This window comes from Pseudomonas sp. (genome assembly GCF_035554175.1).
Lineage (GTDB): Bacteria > Pseudomonadota > Gammaproteobacteria > Pseudomonadales > Pseudomonadaceae > Aquipseudomonas.
Window position 1 is genome coordinate 15,411 of record NZ_DATMIV010000017.1, and the last position, 16,721, is coordinate 32,131.

The 16,721-nt window shown below is 60.6% G+C and carries 17 protein-coding genes; 11 read left to right on the plus strand and 6 right to left on the minus strand.

All coding sequences use genetic code 11. The annotated features are described in order from the left end of the window. Positions 1–3 precede the first annotated feature (3 nt). From pstA to VNV36_RS07015, 5 genes are all read left to right on the plus strand, one after another. The gene (gene pstA, locus VNV36_RS06995) at positions 4–1,674 is read left to right on the plus strand and encodes a phosphate ABC transporter permease PstA (protein ID WP_325717132.1); all 1,671 of its coding nucleotides are present in this window, start codon (positions 4–6) and stop codon (positions 1,672–1,674) included. 94 nt (positions 1,675–1,768) lie between these two features. Then, complete coding sequence (pstB, locus tag VNV36_RS07000; protein WP_041476597.1) at positions 1,769–2,602, plus strand: phosphate ABC transporter ATP-binding protein PstB; 834 nt, start codon at positions 1,769–1,771, stop codon at positions 2,600–2,602. Between the two features lie 119 nt (positions 2,603–2,721). After that, the gene (gene phoU / locus VNV36_RS07005) at positions 2,722–3,483 is read left to right on the plus strand and encodes a phosphate signaling complex protein PhoU (protein WP_186531114.1); all 762 of its coding nucleotides are present in this window, start codon (positions 2,722–2,724) and stop codon (positions 3,481–3,483) included. Between the two features lie 167 nt (positions 3,484–3,650). After that, positions 3,651–4,607 (plus strand): response regulator, encoded by a 957-nt coding sequence (locus VNV36_RS07010; RefSeq protein WP_325717133.1) that lies wholly within the window; start codon positions 3,651–3,653, stop codon positions 4,605–4,607. 209 nt (positions 4,608–4,816) lie between these two features. Continuing rightward, a complete protein-coding gene (locus VNV36_RS07015; RefSeq protein WP_325717134.1) occupies positions 4,817–5,713 on the plus strand; it encodes a M23 family metallopeptidase in 897 nt (298 codons plus the stop codon). Between the two features lie 117 nt (positions 5,714–5,830). Here VNV36_RS07015 and VNV36_RS07020 read toward each other — a convergent pair whose 3' ends face one another. The 3 genes from VNV36_RS07020 to phoB form a co-directional block, all read right to left on the minus strand. Further along, complete coding sequence (locus VNV36_RS07020) at positions 5,831–7,171, minus strand: hemolysin family protein (protein ID WP_325717135.1); 1,341 nt, start codon at positions 7,169–7,171, stop codon at positions 5,831–5,833. 123 nt (positions 7,172–7,294) lie between these two features. Beyond that, complete coding sequence (gene phoR / locus VNV36_RS07025; protein ID WP_325717136.1) at positions 7,295–8,617, minus strand: phosphate regulon sensor histidine kinase PhoR; 1,323 nt, start codon at positions 8,615–8,617, stop codon at positions 7,295–7,297. Between the two features lie 54 nt (positions 8,618–8,671). After that, positions 8,672–9,361, minus strand: coding sequence for a phosphate regulon transcriptional regulator PhoB (gene phoB / locus VNV36_RS07030; RefSeq protein WP_007896474.1), 690 nt, complete (start codon positions 9,359–9,361; stop codon positions 8,672–8,674). A gap of 151 nt (positions 9,362–9,512) precedes the next feature. Between phoB and VNV36_RS07035 the strand changes: the two genes are divergently transcribed. After that, entirely contained in the window at positions 9,513–9,896 is a 384-nt protein-coding gene (locus tag VNV36_RS07035; protein ID WP_325717137.1) for a COG4315 family predicted lipoprotein, read from the plus strand. Positions 9,897–10,019: 123 nt separating this feature from the next. Here the strand turns inward: VNV36_RS07035 and ubiA are convergent, their stop codons facing one another. Beyond that, positions 10,020–10,910: a 4-hydroxybenzoate octaprenyltransferase gene (ubiA, locus tag VNV36_RS07040; protein ID WP_325717138.1), complete on the minus strand. Its 891-nt coding sequence runs from the start codon at positions 10,908–10,910 to the stop codon at positions 10,020–10,022. After that, entirely contained in the window at positions 10,910–11,470 is a 561-nt protein-coding gene (locus VNV36_RS07045) for a chorismate--pyruvate lyase family protein (protein WP_325717139.1), read from the minus strand. Before VNV36_RS07045 ends, ubiA begins: the two co-directional genes overlap by 1 nt. A gap of 200 nt (positions 11,471–11,670) precedes the next feature. Here VNV36_RS07045 and VNV36_RS07050 point away from each other — a divergent pair, with 200 nt between their 5' ends. From VNV36_RS07050 to VNV36_RS07060, 3 genes are all read left to right on the plus strand, one after another. Then, positions 11,671–11,838 (plus strand): rubredoxin, encoded by a 168-nt coding sequence (locus VNV36_RS07050; RefSeq protein ID WP_003177199.1) that lies wholly within the window; start codon positions 11,671–11,673, stop codon positions 11,836–11,838. A gap of 20 nt (positions 11,839–11,858) precedes the next feature. Further along, a complete protein-coding gene (locus VNV36_RS07055) occupies positions 11,859–13,007 on the plus strand; it encodes an NAD(P)/FAD-dependent oxidoreductase (protein ID WP_325717140.1) in 1,149 nt (382 codons plus the stop codon). Between the two features lie 190 nt (positions 13,008–13,197). After that, positions 13,198–13,473: an HU family DNA-binding protein gene (locus tag VNV36_RS07060; protein WP_003213368.1), complete on the plus strand. Its 276-nt coding sequence runs from the start codon at positions 13,198–13,200 to the stop codon at positions 13,471–13,473. A gap of 92 nt (positions 13,474–13,565) precedes the next feature. On the opposite strand, the gene VNV36_RS07065 is transcribed toward VNV36_RS07060, so the two are convergent. Continuing rightward, positions 13,566–13,877 carry a hypothetical protein gene (locus VNV36_RS07065; protein WP_325717141.1) on the minus strand — a complete coding sequence of 104 codons (312 nt, stop codon included), beginning with the start codon at positions 13,875–13,877 and terminating at the stop codon, positions 13,566–13,568. A 729-nt stretch (positions 13,878–14,606) separates the two neighbouring features. On the opposite strand from VNV36_RS07065, the gene tssA reads away from it, so the two are divergent. Both tssA and tssB read left to right on the plus strand, forming a co-directional pair. Next, positions 14,607–16,169, plus strand: a complete 1,563-nt coding sequence (tssA, locus tag VNV36_RS07070) for a type VI secretion system protein TssA (RefSeq protein WP_325717142.1) — start codon at positions 14,607–14,609, stop codon at positions 16,167–16,169. A 32-nt stretch (positions 16,170–16,201) separates the two neighbouring features. Beyond that, on the plus strand, positions 16,202–16,705 hold the full coding sequence (gene tssB / locus VNV36_RS07075) for a type VI secretion system contractile sheath small subunit (protein ID WP_042608085.1): 504 nt from the start codon (positions 16,202–16,204) through the stop codon (positions 16,703–16,705). The last annotated feature ends 16 nt before the right edge of the window (positions 16,706–16,721 follow it).

Sequence of the window (16,721 nt, forward strand, 5' to 3'; positions counted from 1 at the left end):
TCTGTGAAACAGAACTCCCTGAAAGGATGGTTCAAGAGCGGCGCCCCGGGCGTCTGGATCAGCGGTGGCGCGGTGTCCATCGCGGTCATCATGACCATTGGCCTGTTGGCGGTGATTGCCGTACGTGGTCTCGGTCATTTCTGGCCGGCAGATCTGATCCACGCGCATTACGACGTGCCGGGTCAGGCCAATCACCTGGTGATCGGCGAAGTGGTGCAGAAGGAAGAAGTGCCGCGCGCGCGTCTGAAGAGCGCCGGCCTGCCGGTACCGGACGAAGGCCCGGAATTCATGACCCGCGAGCTGATCAAGGTCGGCAACCGTGATCTGAACGGCAACGACTTCACCTGGATCGTCGGCGAGTGGCTGACCAAACAGACCACGCCGCCGGAGTTGATGGCGATCGAGCGTCGCGAGTGGGGCAACTTCTACGGCTATCTGGTCAACGTCAAACAGGACGGCAAGGTCGTCGCCGAGGGCGAGGCTGCCTGGCCTGAACTGCAAGCGCGGATCGAGCGTGTGAACGGCCTGGCGGCACAACTGAAGTCGCTGGAAAAAGTCGACATCGGCGCGATCAACGCAGGCCTGGAGCGCATCCGTCTGCACGGCCGCAAACTGGAACTGGAAGGCAAACTCGACGCTACCGCGCAAGCGGATATGGAGTCCGAGCGTGCCGAGCTGAACGCCCGCTATCAGGAAATCGAAGCGCGTCTGGCCGACTTGCATGCGCAGTTCAACCGCGATGCATTGACCGCTCGCGATGCCAACGGCAAAGAGATTGAAATCAGTCTGGGCAAAGTGGTGCATGCCTACCAGCCGAACGCGATGAGCACGACGACCAAGGTCGGTTTCTACTTCAGCAAGATCTGGGAGTTCCTCTCCGATGATCCGCGTGAAGCGAACACTGAAGGCGGGATTTTCCCGGCGATCTTCGGCACCGTGATGATGACCCTGATCATGGCGATGATCGTGACCCCGTTCGGCGTGCTCGCGGCGGTTTATCTGCGTGAATACGCCAAACAGAACACCCTGACCCGGGTGATTCGCATCGCGGTGAACAACCTCGCCGGCGTACCGGCGATCGTTTACGGCGTATTCGGTCTGGGTTTCTTCGTCTACGTGCTGGGTGGTTCGGTTGACCGCTTGTTCTTTCCTGAAGCGCTGCCGGCACCGACCTTCGGTACGCCGGGCCTGCTCTGGGCTTCGCTGACCCTGGCGCTGCTGGCGGTGCCGGTGGTGATCGTCGCGACCGAGGAAGGCCTGGCGCGAATTCCGCGTACCGTGCGTGAAGGCTCGTTGGCCCTCGGCGCGACCAAGGCAGAAACGCTGTGGAAGATCGTCATTCCGATGGCCAGCCCGGCGATGATGACCGGCATGATCCTCGCCGTGGCCCGCGCCGCCGGTGAAGTGGCGCCGCTGATGCTGGTTGGTGTGGTGAAACTGGCGCCGTCGCTGCCGGTGGACGGCAACTACCCGTACCTGCACCTGGACCAGAAGATCATGCACCTGGGCTTCCACATTTATGACGTCGGCTTCCAGAGCCCCAACGTCGAAGCGGCCCGCCCGCTGGTGTACGCCACGGCACTGCTGTTGGTGCTGGTGATCGCGACGTTGAATCTGTCGGCGGTATATATCCGCAACCACCTGCGCGAAAAATACAAAGCACTGGACAGCTAAAGCCATTAGCCACAAGCGGCAAGCTACAAGCCGCTTTTGCTCAAACTTGCAGCTTGCAGCCAGAAGCTTGCAGCTACGAACGGAGTGAGACCCCATGCAGCACGAAACACACAGCCACGGCATCAACATGTCTGCCCTGGGCCGCGACAAGCAGAGCCTGAACCTTGCGCAGGAAACCGTTGCCATCGAAGTCCCGGGCCTGAGCCTGTACTACGGCGACAAACAAGCGCTGTTCGACGTCAGCATGAACATCCCGAAACAGCGCGTGACCGCGTTCATCGGCCCGTCCGGCTGCGGTAAGTCGACGCTGCTGCGCACCTTCAACCGGATGAACGATCTGGTTGACGGCTGCCGTGTCGAAGGCGCGATCAACCTGTACGGCAACAACATCTACCGCAAGGGCGAAGACGTTGCCGAACTGCGTCGTCGCGTCGGCATGGTGTTCCAGAAGCCCAACCCGTTCCCGAAGACCATCTATGAGAACGTGGTCTACGGCCTGCGCATCCAGGGCATCAACAAGAAGCGCATCCTCGACGAAGCGGTCGAGTGGGCCCTCAAAGGCGCGGCGCTGTGGGACGAAGTCAAAGACCGTCTGCACGATTCGGCCCTCGGCCTGTCCGGTGGTCAGCAACAGCGTCTGGTCATCGCCCGCACCATCGCCGTTGAACCGGAAGTGCTGCTGCTCGACGAACCGTGCTCGGCACTCGACCCGATCTCGACGCTGAAAGTCGAAGAGCTGATCTACGAGCTCAAATCCAAGTTCACCATCGTCATCGTTACCCACAACATGCAACAGGCGGCGCGGGTGTCCGACTACACGGCGTTCATGTACATGGGCAAACTGGTGGAATTCGGCGACACCGACACTCTGTTCACCAACCCGGCCAAGAAGCAGACCGAAGACTACATCACCGGTCGCTACGGCTGATTGAGGCAGCTGCAAGCCGCAAGCTTCAAGCGGCAAGAAAGATGCGGTGCGATATCAGGACTTACACACAACTGCTTGAAGCTTGCAGCTTGAAGCTTGCAACTTTCGCGGAGCGAACAATGATTTCTAAAGAAGGCCTTACCCATCACATTTCCGCGCAGTTCAACGCTGAACTGGAGGAAGTGCGCAGCCACCTCCTTGCCATGGGCGGGCTGGTCGAGAAGCAGGTCAACGACGCGGTCACCGCGCTGATCGAGGCCGACTCCGGCCTGGCTCAGCAGGTGCGCGAGATCGACGACCAGATCAACCAGATGGAACGCAACATCGACGAAGAGTGCCTGCGCATTCTCGCCCGCCGTCAGCCGGCGGCGTCCGACCTGCGGTTGATCATCAGCATTTCCAAGTCGGTGATCGACCTCGAGCGTATCGGCGACGAAGCCACCAAAATCGCCCGCCGTGCCATCCAGTTGTGCGAAGAAGGCGAAGCACCGCGCGGTTACGTCGAGGTTCGGCACATCGGCGACCAGGTGCGCAACATGGTCCGCGATGCGCTCGATGCATTCGCCCGTTTCGACGCCGATCTGGCGTTGTCGGTGGCGCAGTACGACAAGATCATCGACCGCGAATACAAGACTGCCCTGCGTGAGCTGGCCACCTACATGATGGAAGACCCGCGCTCTATCTCGCGGGTTCTGAGCATCATCTGGGTTCTGCGTTCGCTGGAGCGTATCGGCGATCACGCACGCAACATCTCTGAACTGGTGATTTATCTGGTGCGCGGTACCGACGTGCGCCACATGGGCCTCAAGCGCATGAAGGAAGAAGTTGAAGGCACAAGTGGTGAAACCGCTAATGTTCCGGGCGAAGCTGACGATAAGTAAGATTGCCTGAGAAAAGCGCCCGGCCCTTTGGCCGGGCGTTTTTGTTTACGGTTTTTGTATTGAAAAGCAGCACCCGCGAACGAAAAGTCCCGGCGTGACTGAAAAGTTTTGGCAAAGTGCCATCATTCAAGCGTTATGCTTGCCGGGATTTTTTTTAGGGGTGTTGGATGAGCAAGATCAGTGTGTTGGTCGTGGACGATGCTTCGTTCATTCGTGACCTGGTGAAAAAGTGCCTGCGTAATTACTTCCCCGGGATCCGCACCGAGGACGCCATCAACGGCAAAAAGGCCCAGGCCATGCTGGCCAGAGAAGCGTTCGACCTGGTGCTGTGCGACTGGGAAATGCCGGAAATGTCCGGTCTCGAATTGCTGACCTGGTGCCGTGAGCAGGACAACCTCAAGACCATGCCGTTCATCATGGTGACCAGCCGCGGCGACAAGGAAAACGTCGTGCAGGCGATTCAGGCCGGCGTTTCCGGCTACGTCAGCAAGCCGTTCACCAACGAGCAGTTGTTGACCAAGGTCAAGCAGGCGCTGAACAAGGTCGGCAAGCTCGATACCTTGATGAACAGCGCGCCGACCAAAATGAACTCGGCGTTCGGCAACGATTCTCTCAGTGCCTTGACCGGCGGCAAAACTGCCGTGGTCGGCGGCGCTCCGACCGCCGCTGCGGTCAACCCGTTTGCCAAGCCTGCCGCTGCTGCCCCGGCAGCCGCCGCTGCGCCGTCACGCGGTTTGCTCAACAGCCCGCCGGTGCAGGCGCCCGGCGCATCGAAAGCGCCGGTCGGTGGTCGCGGCCAAGGCCAGTTGCGCCTGCCAAGCGGTACTCAGCAATGCGTGATCAAGGCCCTGAGCATCAAGGAAGCGCTGCTGGTGGTGAAACGCACCGAAACCCTGCCGCAGATCCTCGACAGCGCTGTGCTCGATCTGGAGCAGGGCGACAACGCCGAGATCGCCCGTCTAAATGGTTACCTGCACGCCATCGTCGCCCACGAGCAGAAAGCCGACAGCGACTGGTTGCAACTGACCTTCCGCTTTGTCGACCAGGACGCGCAGAAGCTCGACTACATCTCGCGCCTGATCGCTCGCGGTACGGCGCAGAAGCATTTCGTGCCCGGCGCGTAACCTTCGGCGCCTGATACACCGCCTTCGCGAGCAGGCTCGCTCCCACCTTGGAATGCATTTCAAATGTGGGAGCGAGCCTGCTCGCGAAGGGGCCATCCAAAACACCCCCCCATCTCCCGCGCTGGCCGTTTTGAAACATCTGTCGACTAGCCTGGTCTGTCTCAGCTGCTAGGCTGATTCCCAGGCCTTCCTTCGACAGACTTTTGCCCATGCTCGCGCGCCTGCTGTTTTTCTGCGGTCTTTGCCTGGCCTCCCAGCTGGCGATGGCCATGACCATCTACAAATCCACCGATGCCAACGGTGTGGTCTCGTACAGCGACCGCCCGAGCAAAGGCGCGCAGGTGTTCGTGTTTGAGGACCGCATGGTCGAGCGGCTGGATCGTCAGGTGTACCTGGACATCAAGAAGCAGAAGGGCGCCGACATCGTGTTTGCGCGCAACGACCTGTACGCGCCGGTTGAGGTTGCACTCGCGTTCATTGGCATGAGCAATGTGCGCGGCGCGCCTGCCCAGACGATCCGGCGCGTGCTGCCACCGCGCAGCAACACGCGGCTGGCGCTGCTGACGGCGATCAGCCGCGACCAGCCGCTGGTGTATTCGCCACAGTTCCAATATTCCCTGGGCGACCCCTCAGGCACCGCGCAGAGCTATCGCTATCCGCTGCCCTGGCGTGGCGGACCGTTTCGCCTGAGCCAGGGCGCCAACGGTCAATACAGCCACTACGGACCGAAGAACCGCTATGCCATGGACATCGCCATGCCCGTGGGGACGCCGATCATCGCCGCGCGAGCGGGGGTGGTGGTCAAGACCGAGAATTCACAGAGCGGGCGCGGCACCGATGCGTCCGGCAACTTCGTCCGGGTGCTGCACGATGACGGCACCATGGGTGTGTATCTGCATCTGAAGCAGGGTTCGGTGAGCGTGCGCGAAGGGCAGCGGGTAAAGGTCGGCAGTCCGCTGGCGCTGTCAGGCAACACCGGCAACAGCAGTGGCCCGCACCTGCACTTTGTGGTGCAGCGCAATACCGGCGAAGGGCTGGTGTCGATTCCGTATCAGTTCGTTCAGCCGCTTGGAGCGTTGCCCAATTTTGCGCTGGGCAAGCAATAAACCGCCAAAAGCAAAAGATCGCAGCCTTCGGCAGCTCCTACAGGGGTACGCATTCCCATGTAGGAGCTGCCGAAGGCTGCGATCTTGTAGCAGGCAATGCGGTTTCCCGCATTGCACTCAATCCAGCATCAACACCTTGGCCAGGACAATCTTCGGCCCTTTCATCTTCTTGATGATGATGCGCAGGCCTTCGACTTCCAGCACTTCTTCCTCTTCCGGCACCCGTTTCAGGGTTTCGTAGACCAGCCCGGCAAGGGTTTCCGCTTCGATGTGATCGAGATCGATGCCGAGCAGGCGTTCGACCTTGAACAGCGGCGTATCACCCCGCACCAGGAGTTTGCCTGGCTGATAGGCGAGAATGCCGCGCTCGGCCTTGCGGTGTTCGTCCTGAATGTCGCCGACCAGCACTTCCAGTACGTCTTCCATGGTCAGGTAGCCGATGATGTTGCCGTCAGCCTCCTCGACCACGGCGAAGTGCGAGCCGCCCTTGCGGAACTGTTCCAGCAGCTGCGACAGCGGCATGTGGCGTGACACGCGTTCCAGCGGACGGGTCAGCTCAGCCAGGTTGAACGACTCGGGAATGTGATCCAGCGCCGCCAGTTCCAACAGCAGATCCTTGATGTGCAGCAGGCCGACGAACTCCTGGCGATCGCTGTCGTACACCGGATAACGGCTGAACTTGTGGCGACGGAACATCGCCAGGATTTCTTTCAGCGGCGCGTTGAATTCCAGGGTGATCAGGTCTTCCCGGGAGTTGGCCCAGTCGACCACTTCCAGCTCGCCCATTTCCACCGCTGACGCCAACACGCGCATGCCCTGATCGCTCGGATCCTGGCCGCGGCTGGAGTGCAGGATCAGTTTCAGTTCTTCGCGGCTGTAATGGTGTTCATGGTGCGGGCCCGGCTCGCCTTGGCCGGCGATGCGCAGAATCGCGTTGGCGCTGGCGTTGAGCAGGTAGATCGCCGGATACATCGCCCAGTAGAACAGGTACAGCGGCACCGCCGTCCACAGCGACAGCAGCTCCGGTTTGCGAATGGCCCACGACTTGGGCGCCAGCTCGCCGACCACGATGTGCAGGTACGAAATGATGAAGAACGCGGTGAAGAACGAAATGCCTTTGATCACTTCCGGCGACTGCACGCCGACCGCACTGAGCAGAGGTTCGAGAATGTGCGCGAATGCCGGCTCGCCGACCCAGCCAAGGCCCAGGGAAGCGAGGGTGATGCCGAGCTGACATGCCGACAGGTAGGCATCGAGCTGACTGTGCACGGTGCGCAGGATGTGTCCGCGCCAGCCGTTCTGTTCAGCGATGGCCTCGACCCGGGTCGAGCGCAGTTTGACCATGGCGAATTCCGCCGCAACGAAAAAGCCGTTGAGCAAAACCAGGATCAGAGCAAAAAGGATCATGCCGAAGTCGGCGAACAGTGTTGCGAGGGACAAGCCAGGGGAAGGGTCCATGATGGAGTTTTGCGGGTTCCGTGTGATTCGAAAGTGGGGGAGAACAGCGCCTGAAAGGCAGGCACAAGTCAGCCAATGTAGCGGCTGACCGTGCAATTGCCTAGTGGCGTGTGCCGGGCGGCATCAGTCGGCGGCGCTGATTGCCCGTGCGCTGGCCACTTGAGCCGGGGCGAAATGGCAGGTGAACGTGCTGCCGTGGCCGGGCACGCTACTGATTTCCATGCGCGCGCGGTGGCGCAATAACACGTGTTTGACGATGGCCAGGCCAAGCCCGGTGCCGCCGGTGTTGGAGTTGCGGCTGGAGTCGACGCGGTAGAAGCGTTCGGTCAGACGCGGCAGGTGCTTGCTGTCGATGCCGATGCCGGAATCCTGCACGCTCAAATGCGCACCTTGCTCGTCGCCCCACCAGCGAATGCGGATGTTGCCCTCGGCCGGGGTGTACTTGACCGCGTTGAACACCAGATTGGAAAACGCGCTGCGCAACTCCGCCTCGCTGCCCTTGAGCAGCAGACGGGCATCGGCTTCGAGGCTGATGTGCTGATTTTTCGCCCCGGACAATTGTTGCGCATCGCTGGTGATCGATTGCAGCAGCGTGTCGATCTGCACCGGCTGGTTGTCGGACGGGTAATCGGTGGCTTCCAGTTTCGCCAGCAGTAACAGGTCGTTGAGCAGCGTCTGCATGCGCCCGCCCTGTTGCTGCATTTGCTGCAGCGCGCGGCTCCAGCGCGGGTTCACTTCTTCGACATTGTCGAGCAGGGTTTCCAGGTAGCCGCAGATCACTGTCAGCGGCGTGCGCAACTCATGGGAGACGTTGGCAATGAAGTCCTTGCGCATCTGTTCCAGTTGATGGATGCGCGTGACATCTCGCACCAGCATCAGGTGTTCATTGTTGCCGTAGCGAGTCAGGTACAGCTGAATGCGCACGCGGTCGTTGGTCGGCGAGGGGATTTCCAGCGGTTCGGCGAAGTTGTCCTGCTCGAAATACTCCTTGAAGCGCGGATGTCGCACCAGGTTGGTCACCGGTTGGCCGCTGTCCTGTGGGGTCTTGAGGCCGAGCAGGGTTTCGGCGGCGCGGTTCCACCATTCCAGATTGCCGTCGCTGTCGAGCATGATCACCGCATCTTTGAGCGCGGCGGTGGATTCCTGAACCCGATCGATCACTGCCTGCAGACGCCCGCGCACCCGTTGGTCGCGACGTTGCAGGTGGTAGATGCTGTCGAAGACCTCGCCCCACAGGCCGTAGCCATCGGGCGGCGCTTCGTCGGGCTGGTGCTGGCGCAGCCATTCGTGCAGACGCAGCAATTGCTTGAGGGTCCAGGCCAGGTAAAGGCCCAGGCCTGCCGCCAGGCTCCAGCCGTAATAGCCGGTGATCAGGCCGACCACCAGGCAGGCGGTGACCAGCAACAGCATGTGGCGAATCAGGGTGCCATGCCAGTTTTGATTCACAGAGGCGTCCTTAGCCGCAGCGTCGAATTTCAAGCTACAAGCTTTCAGCTGCTTTTATGCTTTTGTGGAGAAGCGGTAGCCAGTGCCGCGCACGGTTTGTACCAGATTTTCGTAAGCGTCGCCGAGGGCCTTGCGCAGGCGGCGGATGTGCACGTCGACAGTGCGCTCTTCAACGTAGACGTTGCCGCCCCAGACCTGATCGAGCAACTGGCCACGGGTGTAGGCGCGTTCCTGGTGGGTCATGAAAAATTGCAGCAGACGGTATTCGGTCGGACCCATCTCGGCGGGTTTGCCGTCGATGGTCACGCGGTGGCTGATCGGGTCGAGCAGCAGGCCACCGACTTCGATCGGCGCTTCGCCATCGGTGGGGCCGGCACGGCGCAGCACGGCTTTTAGGCGGGCGACCAGTTCACGCGGGGAAAACGGTTTGGTGATGTAATCGTCGGCGCCGACTTCCAGACCCTGAATCTTGTTGTCCTCTTCGCCTTTGGCGGTAAGCATGATGATCGGGATGTCCCCGGTCAGCTCGTCACGCTTGAGGCGCCGGGCCAGTTCGATGCCGGAAGTGCCGGGCAGCATCCAGTCGAGCAGGATCAGGTCCGGTTTGCGGTCGACGATAATGGCATGGGCCTGCTGCGAGTTCTCTGCCTCGAGGCAGTCATAGCCGGCCATTTCCAACGCCACGGCGATCATTTCGCGAATGGGCGCTTCGTCGTCGACGATCAGAATGCTCCTGCCAACCATGCCTTAATCCTCTTGTCATTTAACTGTCTTGCGCCGCATTAGATAACGGAATTATTGCAGTCGTGTGACAGTATTTCAGGCCGGCAACATTTGCACGCATCCTCGACTAAGCTCTAAGTCCGAATCCTGACAACCACAAAAGAAGGTTTCCATGACTCAGATGACTGCTTCTTTCAAAGCCCTGCTGATGGCCGCTGCCCTGACATTGCCGGGCCTGGCCATGGCGGCCGATCCGGCGATGGAGAAGGACGGCATGTTCACCGACCACAAGGGCATGACCCTGTACACCTTTGCCAAGGACTCTGCTGGAAAATCTGCGTGCAATGACAAATGCGCGGCGAACTGGCCACCGCTGAAGGCTGGGGCCGGCGACAAATCCACGGGCGACTGGACGGTTATCAAGCGTGACGACGGAACGATGCAGTGGGCCTACCAGGGCATGCCGCTGTACACCTTCGTGATGGACAAGAAAGCCGGCGACATGACCGGCGACGGCAAAATGGACGGTGCCTGGAAAGTCGCCAAAGCCAAATAATCACCAATCCACTGTGGGAGCGAGCCTGCTCGCGAAAGCGGTCCGTCAGTTATTGCATAGGTGACTGACACACCGCCTTCGCGAGCAGGCTCGCTCCCACAGATGTCCCACAGATGTCATGAATCAGCGCAGTGCGTAATCCAGCACAATCCCGACAAATATCGCCAACCCTGCCCAATGGTTGTGCAAGAAGGCCTGGAAGCAACGCATGCGGTCCTTGCTGCGCGTGTACCAGAACTCCCACGCATAACACCCCGCAGCCACCAGCAGGCCGAGGTGGAACCAGATCCCCAGCTCGAACTTCGACCCGGCCAGAATCAGGCAGCCCAATGACAACGCCTGCAAGCTGAGGATGATCACCCGATCCGCCTCGCCAAACAGAATTGCCGTGGATTTCACGCCGATCTTCAAGTCGTCATCGCGATCGGTCATCGCGTAATAAGTGTCGTAGCCCACCGTCCACAGCAGGTTGGCGATCCACAGCAGCCACGCCGCCGCCGGCAGCTCGCCGGTCTCGGCGGTGAACGCCATCGGCATGCCCCAGGAGAACGCCGCGCCGAGCACCACCTGTGGGTAGTAGGTGTAGCGCTTCATGAACGGATAGGTGAACGCCAGCGCCAGGCCGCCCAGCGACAGCCAGATCGTCGGCGCATTGGTGCACAGCACCAGCAGAAAACTGATGCCCATCAGCACGGCAAAGAACACCAGCGCTTCCTTCGAACTGATCCGGCCGCTGGCCAGCGGTCGTTGTGCGGTGCGTTTGACGTGGCCGTCGACCTTGCGGTCGGCCCAGTCGTTGATCACGCAGCCGCCGGCACGGGTCAGCACCACGCCGAGAGCGAAGATGACGATGTTGGCCAGCGACGGCGAACCCTGGCCGGCGATCCACAGCGCCCACAGCGTCGGCCACAGCAGCAGGTAAATGCCGATCGGCTTGTCCATGCGCGTCAACTGAATGAAATCCCAGGCGCGCGGGTGCAAACGGTTCAGGGACTTGAGCAGGCTCTGGTACATCAGCAGTTCTCCGGATGGACGCGGGCGGCGTCCCACAGGCTCGGCAGGAAGATTTCCGCGACCAGCACGCTCAGTGCGCCACGGTCGAAACGCGAGCGTCGGCCCCATAGCTCAGGGGCTCTCACCGCTGGCGGCAGCCATTGTTCAGGGTAGTGGCAGACTTCAATGGCGCAGCGCTGAAACGCCTGATCGCAAAACAGCAATTCGCCCAGCGAGCGGCTGCCCAGTTCATCCATGTGCAAGCCGTCGCCCTGCAGGGCGGCGCGTGCGGCAACGCTGCGGGCGAATACCCAGGCTTCACCATGGCCGCGCAAATACACTTCGCGCACCCAGCCTTCGCTGCCTGCGGCCAGCTCCAGTGCCGCGCATTCATCGGCGCGCAGGGTGTCCCAACCTTCGAACAGCGGCGACACGCTGAAGCCATCGTTGGACAAGCGGGTCAGGCGGCGGGTCAGCGAACCTTCGTCGAACAGCCAGTCGAGGGTCAGCGGATCGGGGCGGGGCGTCAGGCGGTCTTGGGTCAGCCAGAGCGGGGCGGGGCAGGCATTTGAATGTTGCACAATGAGTCATTATTGGCCGCAAATGAGGCGGCGAGCTTACCATGGCGGGCGCCAAGATCGAGTGGCACCGGCCGCCGTTGCGCCGATCAGGCTTGCATCTGCCCGGCACCCTCAGTACAAAACGCCCTGAGCCGGATGGCAGCGCAGCACCCATCGACCGTCCGCGCCGGCATACGCCTGAACCCTGAGGAAGTACCTGAATGAAGAAGTGGCAATGTATCGTCTGTGGCCTGATCTATAACGAAGCCGACGGCTGGCCGGATGACGGCATCGCGCCGGGCACCCGCTGGGAAGACGTACCGGCAGACTGGCTGTGCCCGGACTGCGGCGTCGGCAAAATGGACTTCGAAATGATCGAAATCAACTGAGTACCTACAAGGAGCAAGGCATGAGCGCACCAGTCGTCATCATTGGCACCGGGCTTGCGGGCTACAACCTGGCCCGCGAGTTTCGCAAGCTCGACAGCGAAACCCCGCTGCTGTTGATTACCGCCGATGACGGCCGCTCTTACTCCAAGCCGATGCTCTCCACCGGTTTCGGCAAGAACAAGGATGCCGACGGCCTGAGCATGGCCGAACCCGGCGCCATGGCCGAGCAACTGAACGCTGAAGTGCGCACCCACACGCGCATCAGCGGCATCGACGCCGGTCACAAGCGCTTGTGGATCGGTGAGGAAGCCGTGCCCTATCGCGACCTGATCCTGGCCTGGGGCGCGGAAACCGTGCGCGTGCCGATCGAAGGTGATGGCGCTGATCGGGTGTTCCCGATCAACGATCTCGAAGATTACGCACGCTTCCGTGCCGCAGCGGCGGGCAAACGGCGGGTGCTGTTGCTGGGCGCCGGGCTGATCGGCTGCGAATTTGCCAATGACCTGATCCTTGGCGGTTACGAAGTGCAACTGGTCGCGCCATGCGAACAGGTCATGCCGATGCTGTTGCATCCCGCGGCTGCGGCGGCCGTGCAAACCGGGCTGGAAAGTATCGGGGCAAGATTTCACCTCGGCCCGGTACTGACCCGGCTGGAGAAAGTCGCCGATGGCCTGCAAGCGCACCTTTCCGACGGCCAGGTCATACCGTGCGATGTAGTGGTCTCGGCCATCGGCCTGCGCCCACGCATCGACCTGGCGGCGGCTGCCGGCGTGCAGGTCAATCGTGGCGTGATGGTCGATCGTTACTTGAAAACTTCCCACGCCAACATCTACGCGCTGGGCGATTGCGCCGAAGTCGACGGGCTGAATCTGCTCTACGTGATGCCGCTGATGAGCTGTGCACGCGCATTGGCCCAGACCCTGGCGGGAAACCCGACCGCCGTCAGCTATGGCCCGATGCCGATCACCGTAAAAACCCCAGTGTGCCCGCTGGTGGTATCGCCGCCGCCGCGGGGCAGCGAGGGCGTCTGGGCCGTCGAAGGGCAGGGCGCCGACATCAAAGCCTTGTGCCGCAGCGCCGACGGTCAGTTGCTCGGTTACGCCCTGACCGGCGCGGCGGTCATGGAAAAACTGGCCCTGAACAAACAGCTTCCGCCCCTGCTGGCGTAAATGCCGGTCGTTCTGTCGCAATCACCGCTCTTTTGCCCCGACAAAGGTCGTGGGGACACTGGCGCCGCCGTTGGCGGCGTGCCATTCTCACTCCCGTCTGCCGCAGAGTAGAGCCTGCGGCGCCTTGGGCGCTGTTCCAACGAGAACAGCACGGACATAACAACAAAAAACCGTCAAAGGGGCTTCACTAATGCGTAAACCAGAACTCGCCGCTGCAATCGCCGAAAAGGCAGACCTGACCAAAGAACAGGCCAATCGCGTCCTCAACGCCGTCCTCGAAGAAATCACCGGCGCCCTGCACCGCAAGGACAGCGTGACGCTGGTCGGCTTCGGCACCTTCCTGCAACGCCACCGCGGCGCCCGCACCGGCAAAAACCCGCAGACCGGCGAGCCGGTCAAAATCAAGGCCAGCAACACTGTGGCGTTCAAGCCTGGCAAATCGTTGAAAGACAGCGTCAATCCTTGATGGCGACGTGCTCCCCTGAATAACGGGGAGAACCGCAAAAATGGGCACACCGATTGCGGTCGGGTGCCCATTTTTTGTGGCTGCCTGTTGGCTTACTGGCGTCGGAAGCAAGCCTTGCCGTTGCCGAAATCGACGGCCAGGCAGTTTGGCTCGATCGCCAATTGCAGATCCTGGAACAGGCCGCCCAAATCACTGTTGGACGTCGGCTTGGTCTGGCTTTTCAGCAACACTGTCTGGTTCTCTACTTTCCAGGTGCCTTTGGCAAAGCCGTCGGCGCTGCCATAGGCCACACCGGCATCAAAGGTGCCGTCCTTGCGCAATAGCAACTCGGCGCCCATTTCCATTGCGCCGGTCAGATAGTAATGACCGTCCAGTGACGGGGCGTCCGCGGATACCGCAGACAAGGGAAGGCCCATGAGTGCGGCAAAAAATAGTGATTTCAATTCCATGTGTTAAGGCTCCTGACCCGCGCTTTTGGGGAGGGCGTAATTTACTAGGGTTCCGGACTTTCAAGCCAGGTTCGTGAAAATGAATTTATGTAGGAAGTAACCCCTGACTTTTGTCTGAGTATTCTCAGGCGTGGAGTCAGGGAGTTGCCGAACAAAGGTGTATCGATAACTATCGGGTTTTGCACTGCAACGGCTTGTTTCTTGACGACAGAACGCGTTAAACAAATGAAATGCCATCATTGTGATAGCACTTTTTTCGTTGTCCGTTGTCGCCGGCGAATTGTTAAAAGATGCCGGTCATAATTCGGAAGTCTCCTACTTCTAATCTTTCCTGGATTTGTCATGCTGCACGTCGCTTGAGAGTCGCAGCGCTTGGGCAAGCTCCCATGGCTGCGCCGGGAGGCTCTGGAACAACGGTTTGGCGCAGGCATGCAAAAGTCGCTGATTATCAGTCGCCCTCGGGAAATCCCCTGTGACATATAGGGCAATCTCCTACAGGTCTTAATGAACACTTCGTCTTGTTGTTTAATCAGATGCTTGCTAGTGGCCATCATTGTGATTACGATGCGCCCACTTGAAAGAGCACATCTCAATTGGATGAGTCGCTGAACTGCTCTTCGATACTGTCCCGCGTTGCGAAACTCCACTCGCGCGCATGACTGTAATCCTTAATAAAGGCCATGGATGTCCTACTCAAGCAAACTTTCCGCCCATTACCTTGAACTCGCAAAAGTCTCTGTTTCCAAAGAGAATTTCGCGGGCGAAGACGTTCGTTTCTCGAGCGAATTCGAGGCATTGGAAAGCGAGCTGGCCAAAGCGTCGTCGATGCACGAAAGCGGGCAGATCGACTGGCTGAAAATTCGCGAAAACAGCGAAAATCTCCTGCGTACCCAATCCAAGGATCTGCGTGTCGGCGCCTGGCTGACATGGTCGCTGTACCAGCGTGAATCCTTCCCCGGGCTGCTTGCCGGCCTCGGTTTGCTGCACCATCTGTCGGAAAACAACTGGGCCAACGTCCACCCGCTCAAACCCCGCACCCGTGCCGCCGCGATCGGCTGGCTGGTGCCGCGTCTCGAGCAGGTCATCACCGAAAACATTGCGATCAAAGAGCAGTTGCCGATGTTCCGGCAGCTGTCCGAGCATCTGGCCGGCCTGGAAGCGGCTTGCACTGAACACCTGGGCGACGACGCGCCGCTGCTGCTGCCGATCTCCCGTCGCCTGAAGACCATGATCCAGCGCGCTGCCGACAATCAGCCTGCACCCGGCGTGGTGGGCGCGGCGGTAGCGCAGGTCAAGCAGGCGGCGACTCAGTTGCTCACCCCCGGCGCGCCGATCGACAACGAGCGCGACGCGCACAAAGCCCTGCGCGCCCAGCAGGAAAGTGCCCGGCCGTTGTGCGCCTGGTGGCTCAAACAGAAGGCCACCGACCTGCGGGCCCTGCGCCTCAATCGCACACTGCTGTGGATGACCATCGACGCGGTGCCCGAGCGCAACGCCGACCAGATCACCGTGCTGCGCGGCCTGCCGCTGGAAAAGCTCAAGCTCTACCAGGACCGTTTCGATCAAGGCAAATACGCCGACCTGCTGGTGGAACTGGAGGCGAGCCTGGCGAAGGCGCCGTTCTGGTTCGATGGCCAGAGGATGGTCTGGGAATGTCTCCAGAACCTTAACGCCGAGCTGGCCATGCGCGAAGTGGAAATCCACTTCGCGCTTTTGATTCAGCGCCTGCCAGGCATCATCGAGTTGCGCTTCCATGACGGCGCGCCGTTTGCCGATCCGTCCACCCGGGCGTGGATCGCCGCCAACGTCATGCCACATCTGCAAAGCGCCAGCGCGCCGCGCAAGGTCGAAAGCGAAACCGTCGAAACCCAGCCGGCCTGGGAAAAAGCCCTTGAGGACGTCCAGCCGATTCTGCGCAAGGAAGGTTTGAAGCCAGCCGTGCAGATCCTCAAGCAGGGTTTGCAATCGGCCTACGGCGGTCGCGAACGCTTTTTCTGGCAGTTCGCCCTCGCACGGCTGTGCTTCCTGGCCAAGAAATACGAACTGGCCAAGAACCAGCTAGAGACCCTCGATCAGACATTACAGGACTCAGGCCTGCACGCCTGGGAGCCCGATCTTGCATTGGAAGTGCTGCACCTGCTGCACAGTTGCTGCGAGTTGTTACCGCAGAACCATGCCGTACGTGAACGCAAGGAAGAGATTTATCGCAGGCTGTGCCATCTCGACCTCGAAGTGGTACTCGAATAGGCCCCAGGGCCACAACCGCAAGGAGAAAAGCCATGGCCAAAGAAGGCTCGGTAGCCCCCAAGGAACGCATCAACGTCACCTTCAAACCCGCCACCGGCGGTGCTCAGGAAGAGATTGAACTGCCGCTGAAGCTGCTGGCAATCGGTGACTACACCCACCGCAAGGACGATCGCAAAATCGAAGATCGCAAGCCGATCAGCATCGACAAGGTGACTTTCGACGAAGTGTTGGCCAAGCAGGAACTGGGTCTGACGCTGAGCGTGCCGAACCGTCTGCAGGAAGATGGCGAGGCCGAAGAGCTGGCTGTGCAACTGCGCGTCAATTCGATGAAGGACTTCAACCCGGCCAGCCTGGTCGAGCAAGTGCCCGAGCTGAAAAAACTGATGGAACTGCGCGATGCGCTGGTGGCCCTCAAAGGCCCGCTGGGTAACGCACCTGCGTTCCGTAAAGCGATCGAAGGCGTGCTCGCCGACGACGAATCCCGCGGTCGCGTACTCGGTGAGCTGGGCCTGAACGCCGCAGCCCCGGACGCCTGAGACTCCAGTAGCCAAG

Coding starts and splice junctions, on each gene's coding strand:
- pstB (WP_041476597.1), top strand. CDS start 1,769: ATGCAGCACGAAACACACAGCCACGGCATCAACATGTCTGCCCTGGGC.
- phoU (WP_186531114.1), top strand. CDS start 2,722: ATGATTTCTAAAGAAGGCCTTACCCATCACATTTCCGCGCAGTTCAAC.
- VNV36_RS07010 (WP_325717133.1), top strand. CDS start 3,651: ATGAGCAAGATCAGTGTGTTGGTCGTGGACGATGCTTCGTTCATTCGT.
- VNV36_RS07015 (WP_325717134.1), top strand. CDS start 4,817: ATGCTCGCGCGCCTGCTGTTTTTCTGCGGTCTTTGCCTGGCCTCCCAG.
- VNV36_RS07020 (WP_325717135.1), bottom strand. CDS start 7,171: ATGGACCCTTCCCCTGGCTTGTCCCTCGCAACACTGTTCGCCGACTTC.
- phoB (WP_007896474.1), bottom strand. CDS start 9,361: ATGGTTGGCAGGAGCATTCTGATCGTCGACGACGAAGCGCCCATTCGC.
- VNV36_RS07035 (WP_325717137.1), top strand. CDS start 9,513: ATGACTCAGATGACTGCTTCTTTCAAAGCCCTGCTGATGGCCGCTGCC.
- ubiA (WP_325717138.1), bottom strand. CDS start 10,910: ATGTACCAGAGCCTGCTCAAGTCCCTGAACCGTTTGCACCCGCGCGCC.
- VNV36_RS07050 (WP_003177199.1), top strand. CDS start 11,671: ATGAAGAAGTGGCAATGTATCGTCTGTGGCCTGATCTATAACGAAGCC.
- VNV36_RS07055 (WP_325717140.1), top strand. CDS start 11,859: ATGAGCGCACCAGTCGTCATCATTGGCACCGGGCTTGCGGGCTACAAC.
- VNV36_RS07060 (WP_003213368.1), top strand. CDS start 13,198: ATGCGTAAACCAGAACTCGCCGCTGCAATCGCCGAAAAGGCAGACCTG.
- tssA (WP_325717142.1), top strand. CDS start 14,607: ATGTCCTACTCAAGCAAACTTTCCGCCCATTACCTTGAACTCGCAAAA.
- tssB (WP_042608085.1), top strand. CDS start 16,202: ATGGCCAAAGAAGGCTCGGTAGCCCCCAAGGAACGCATCAACGTCACC.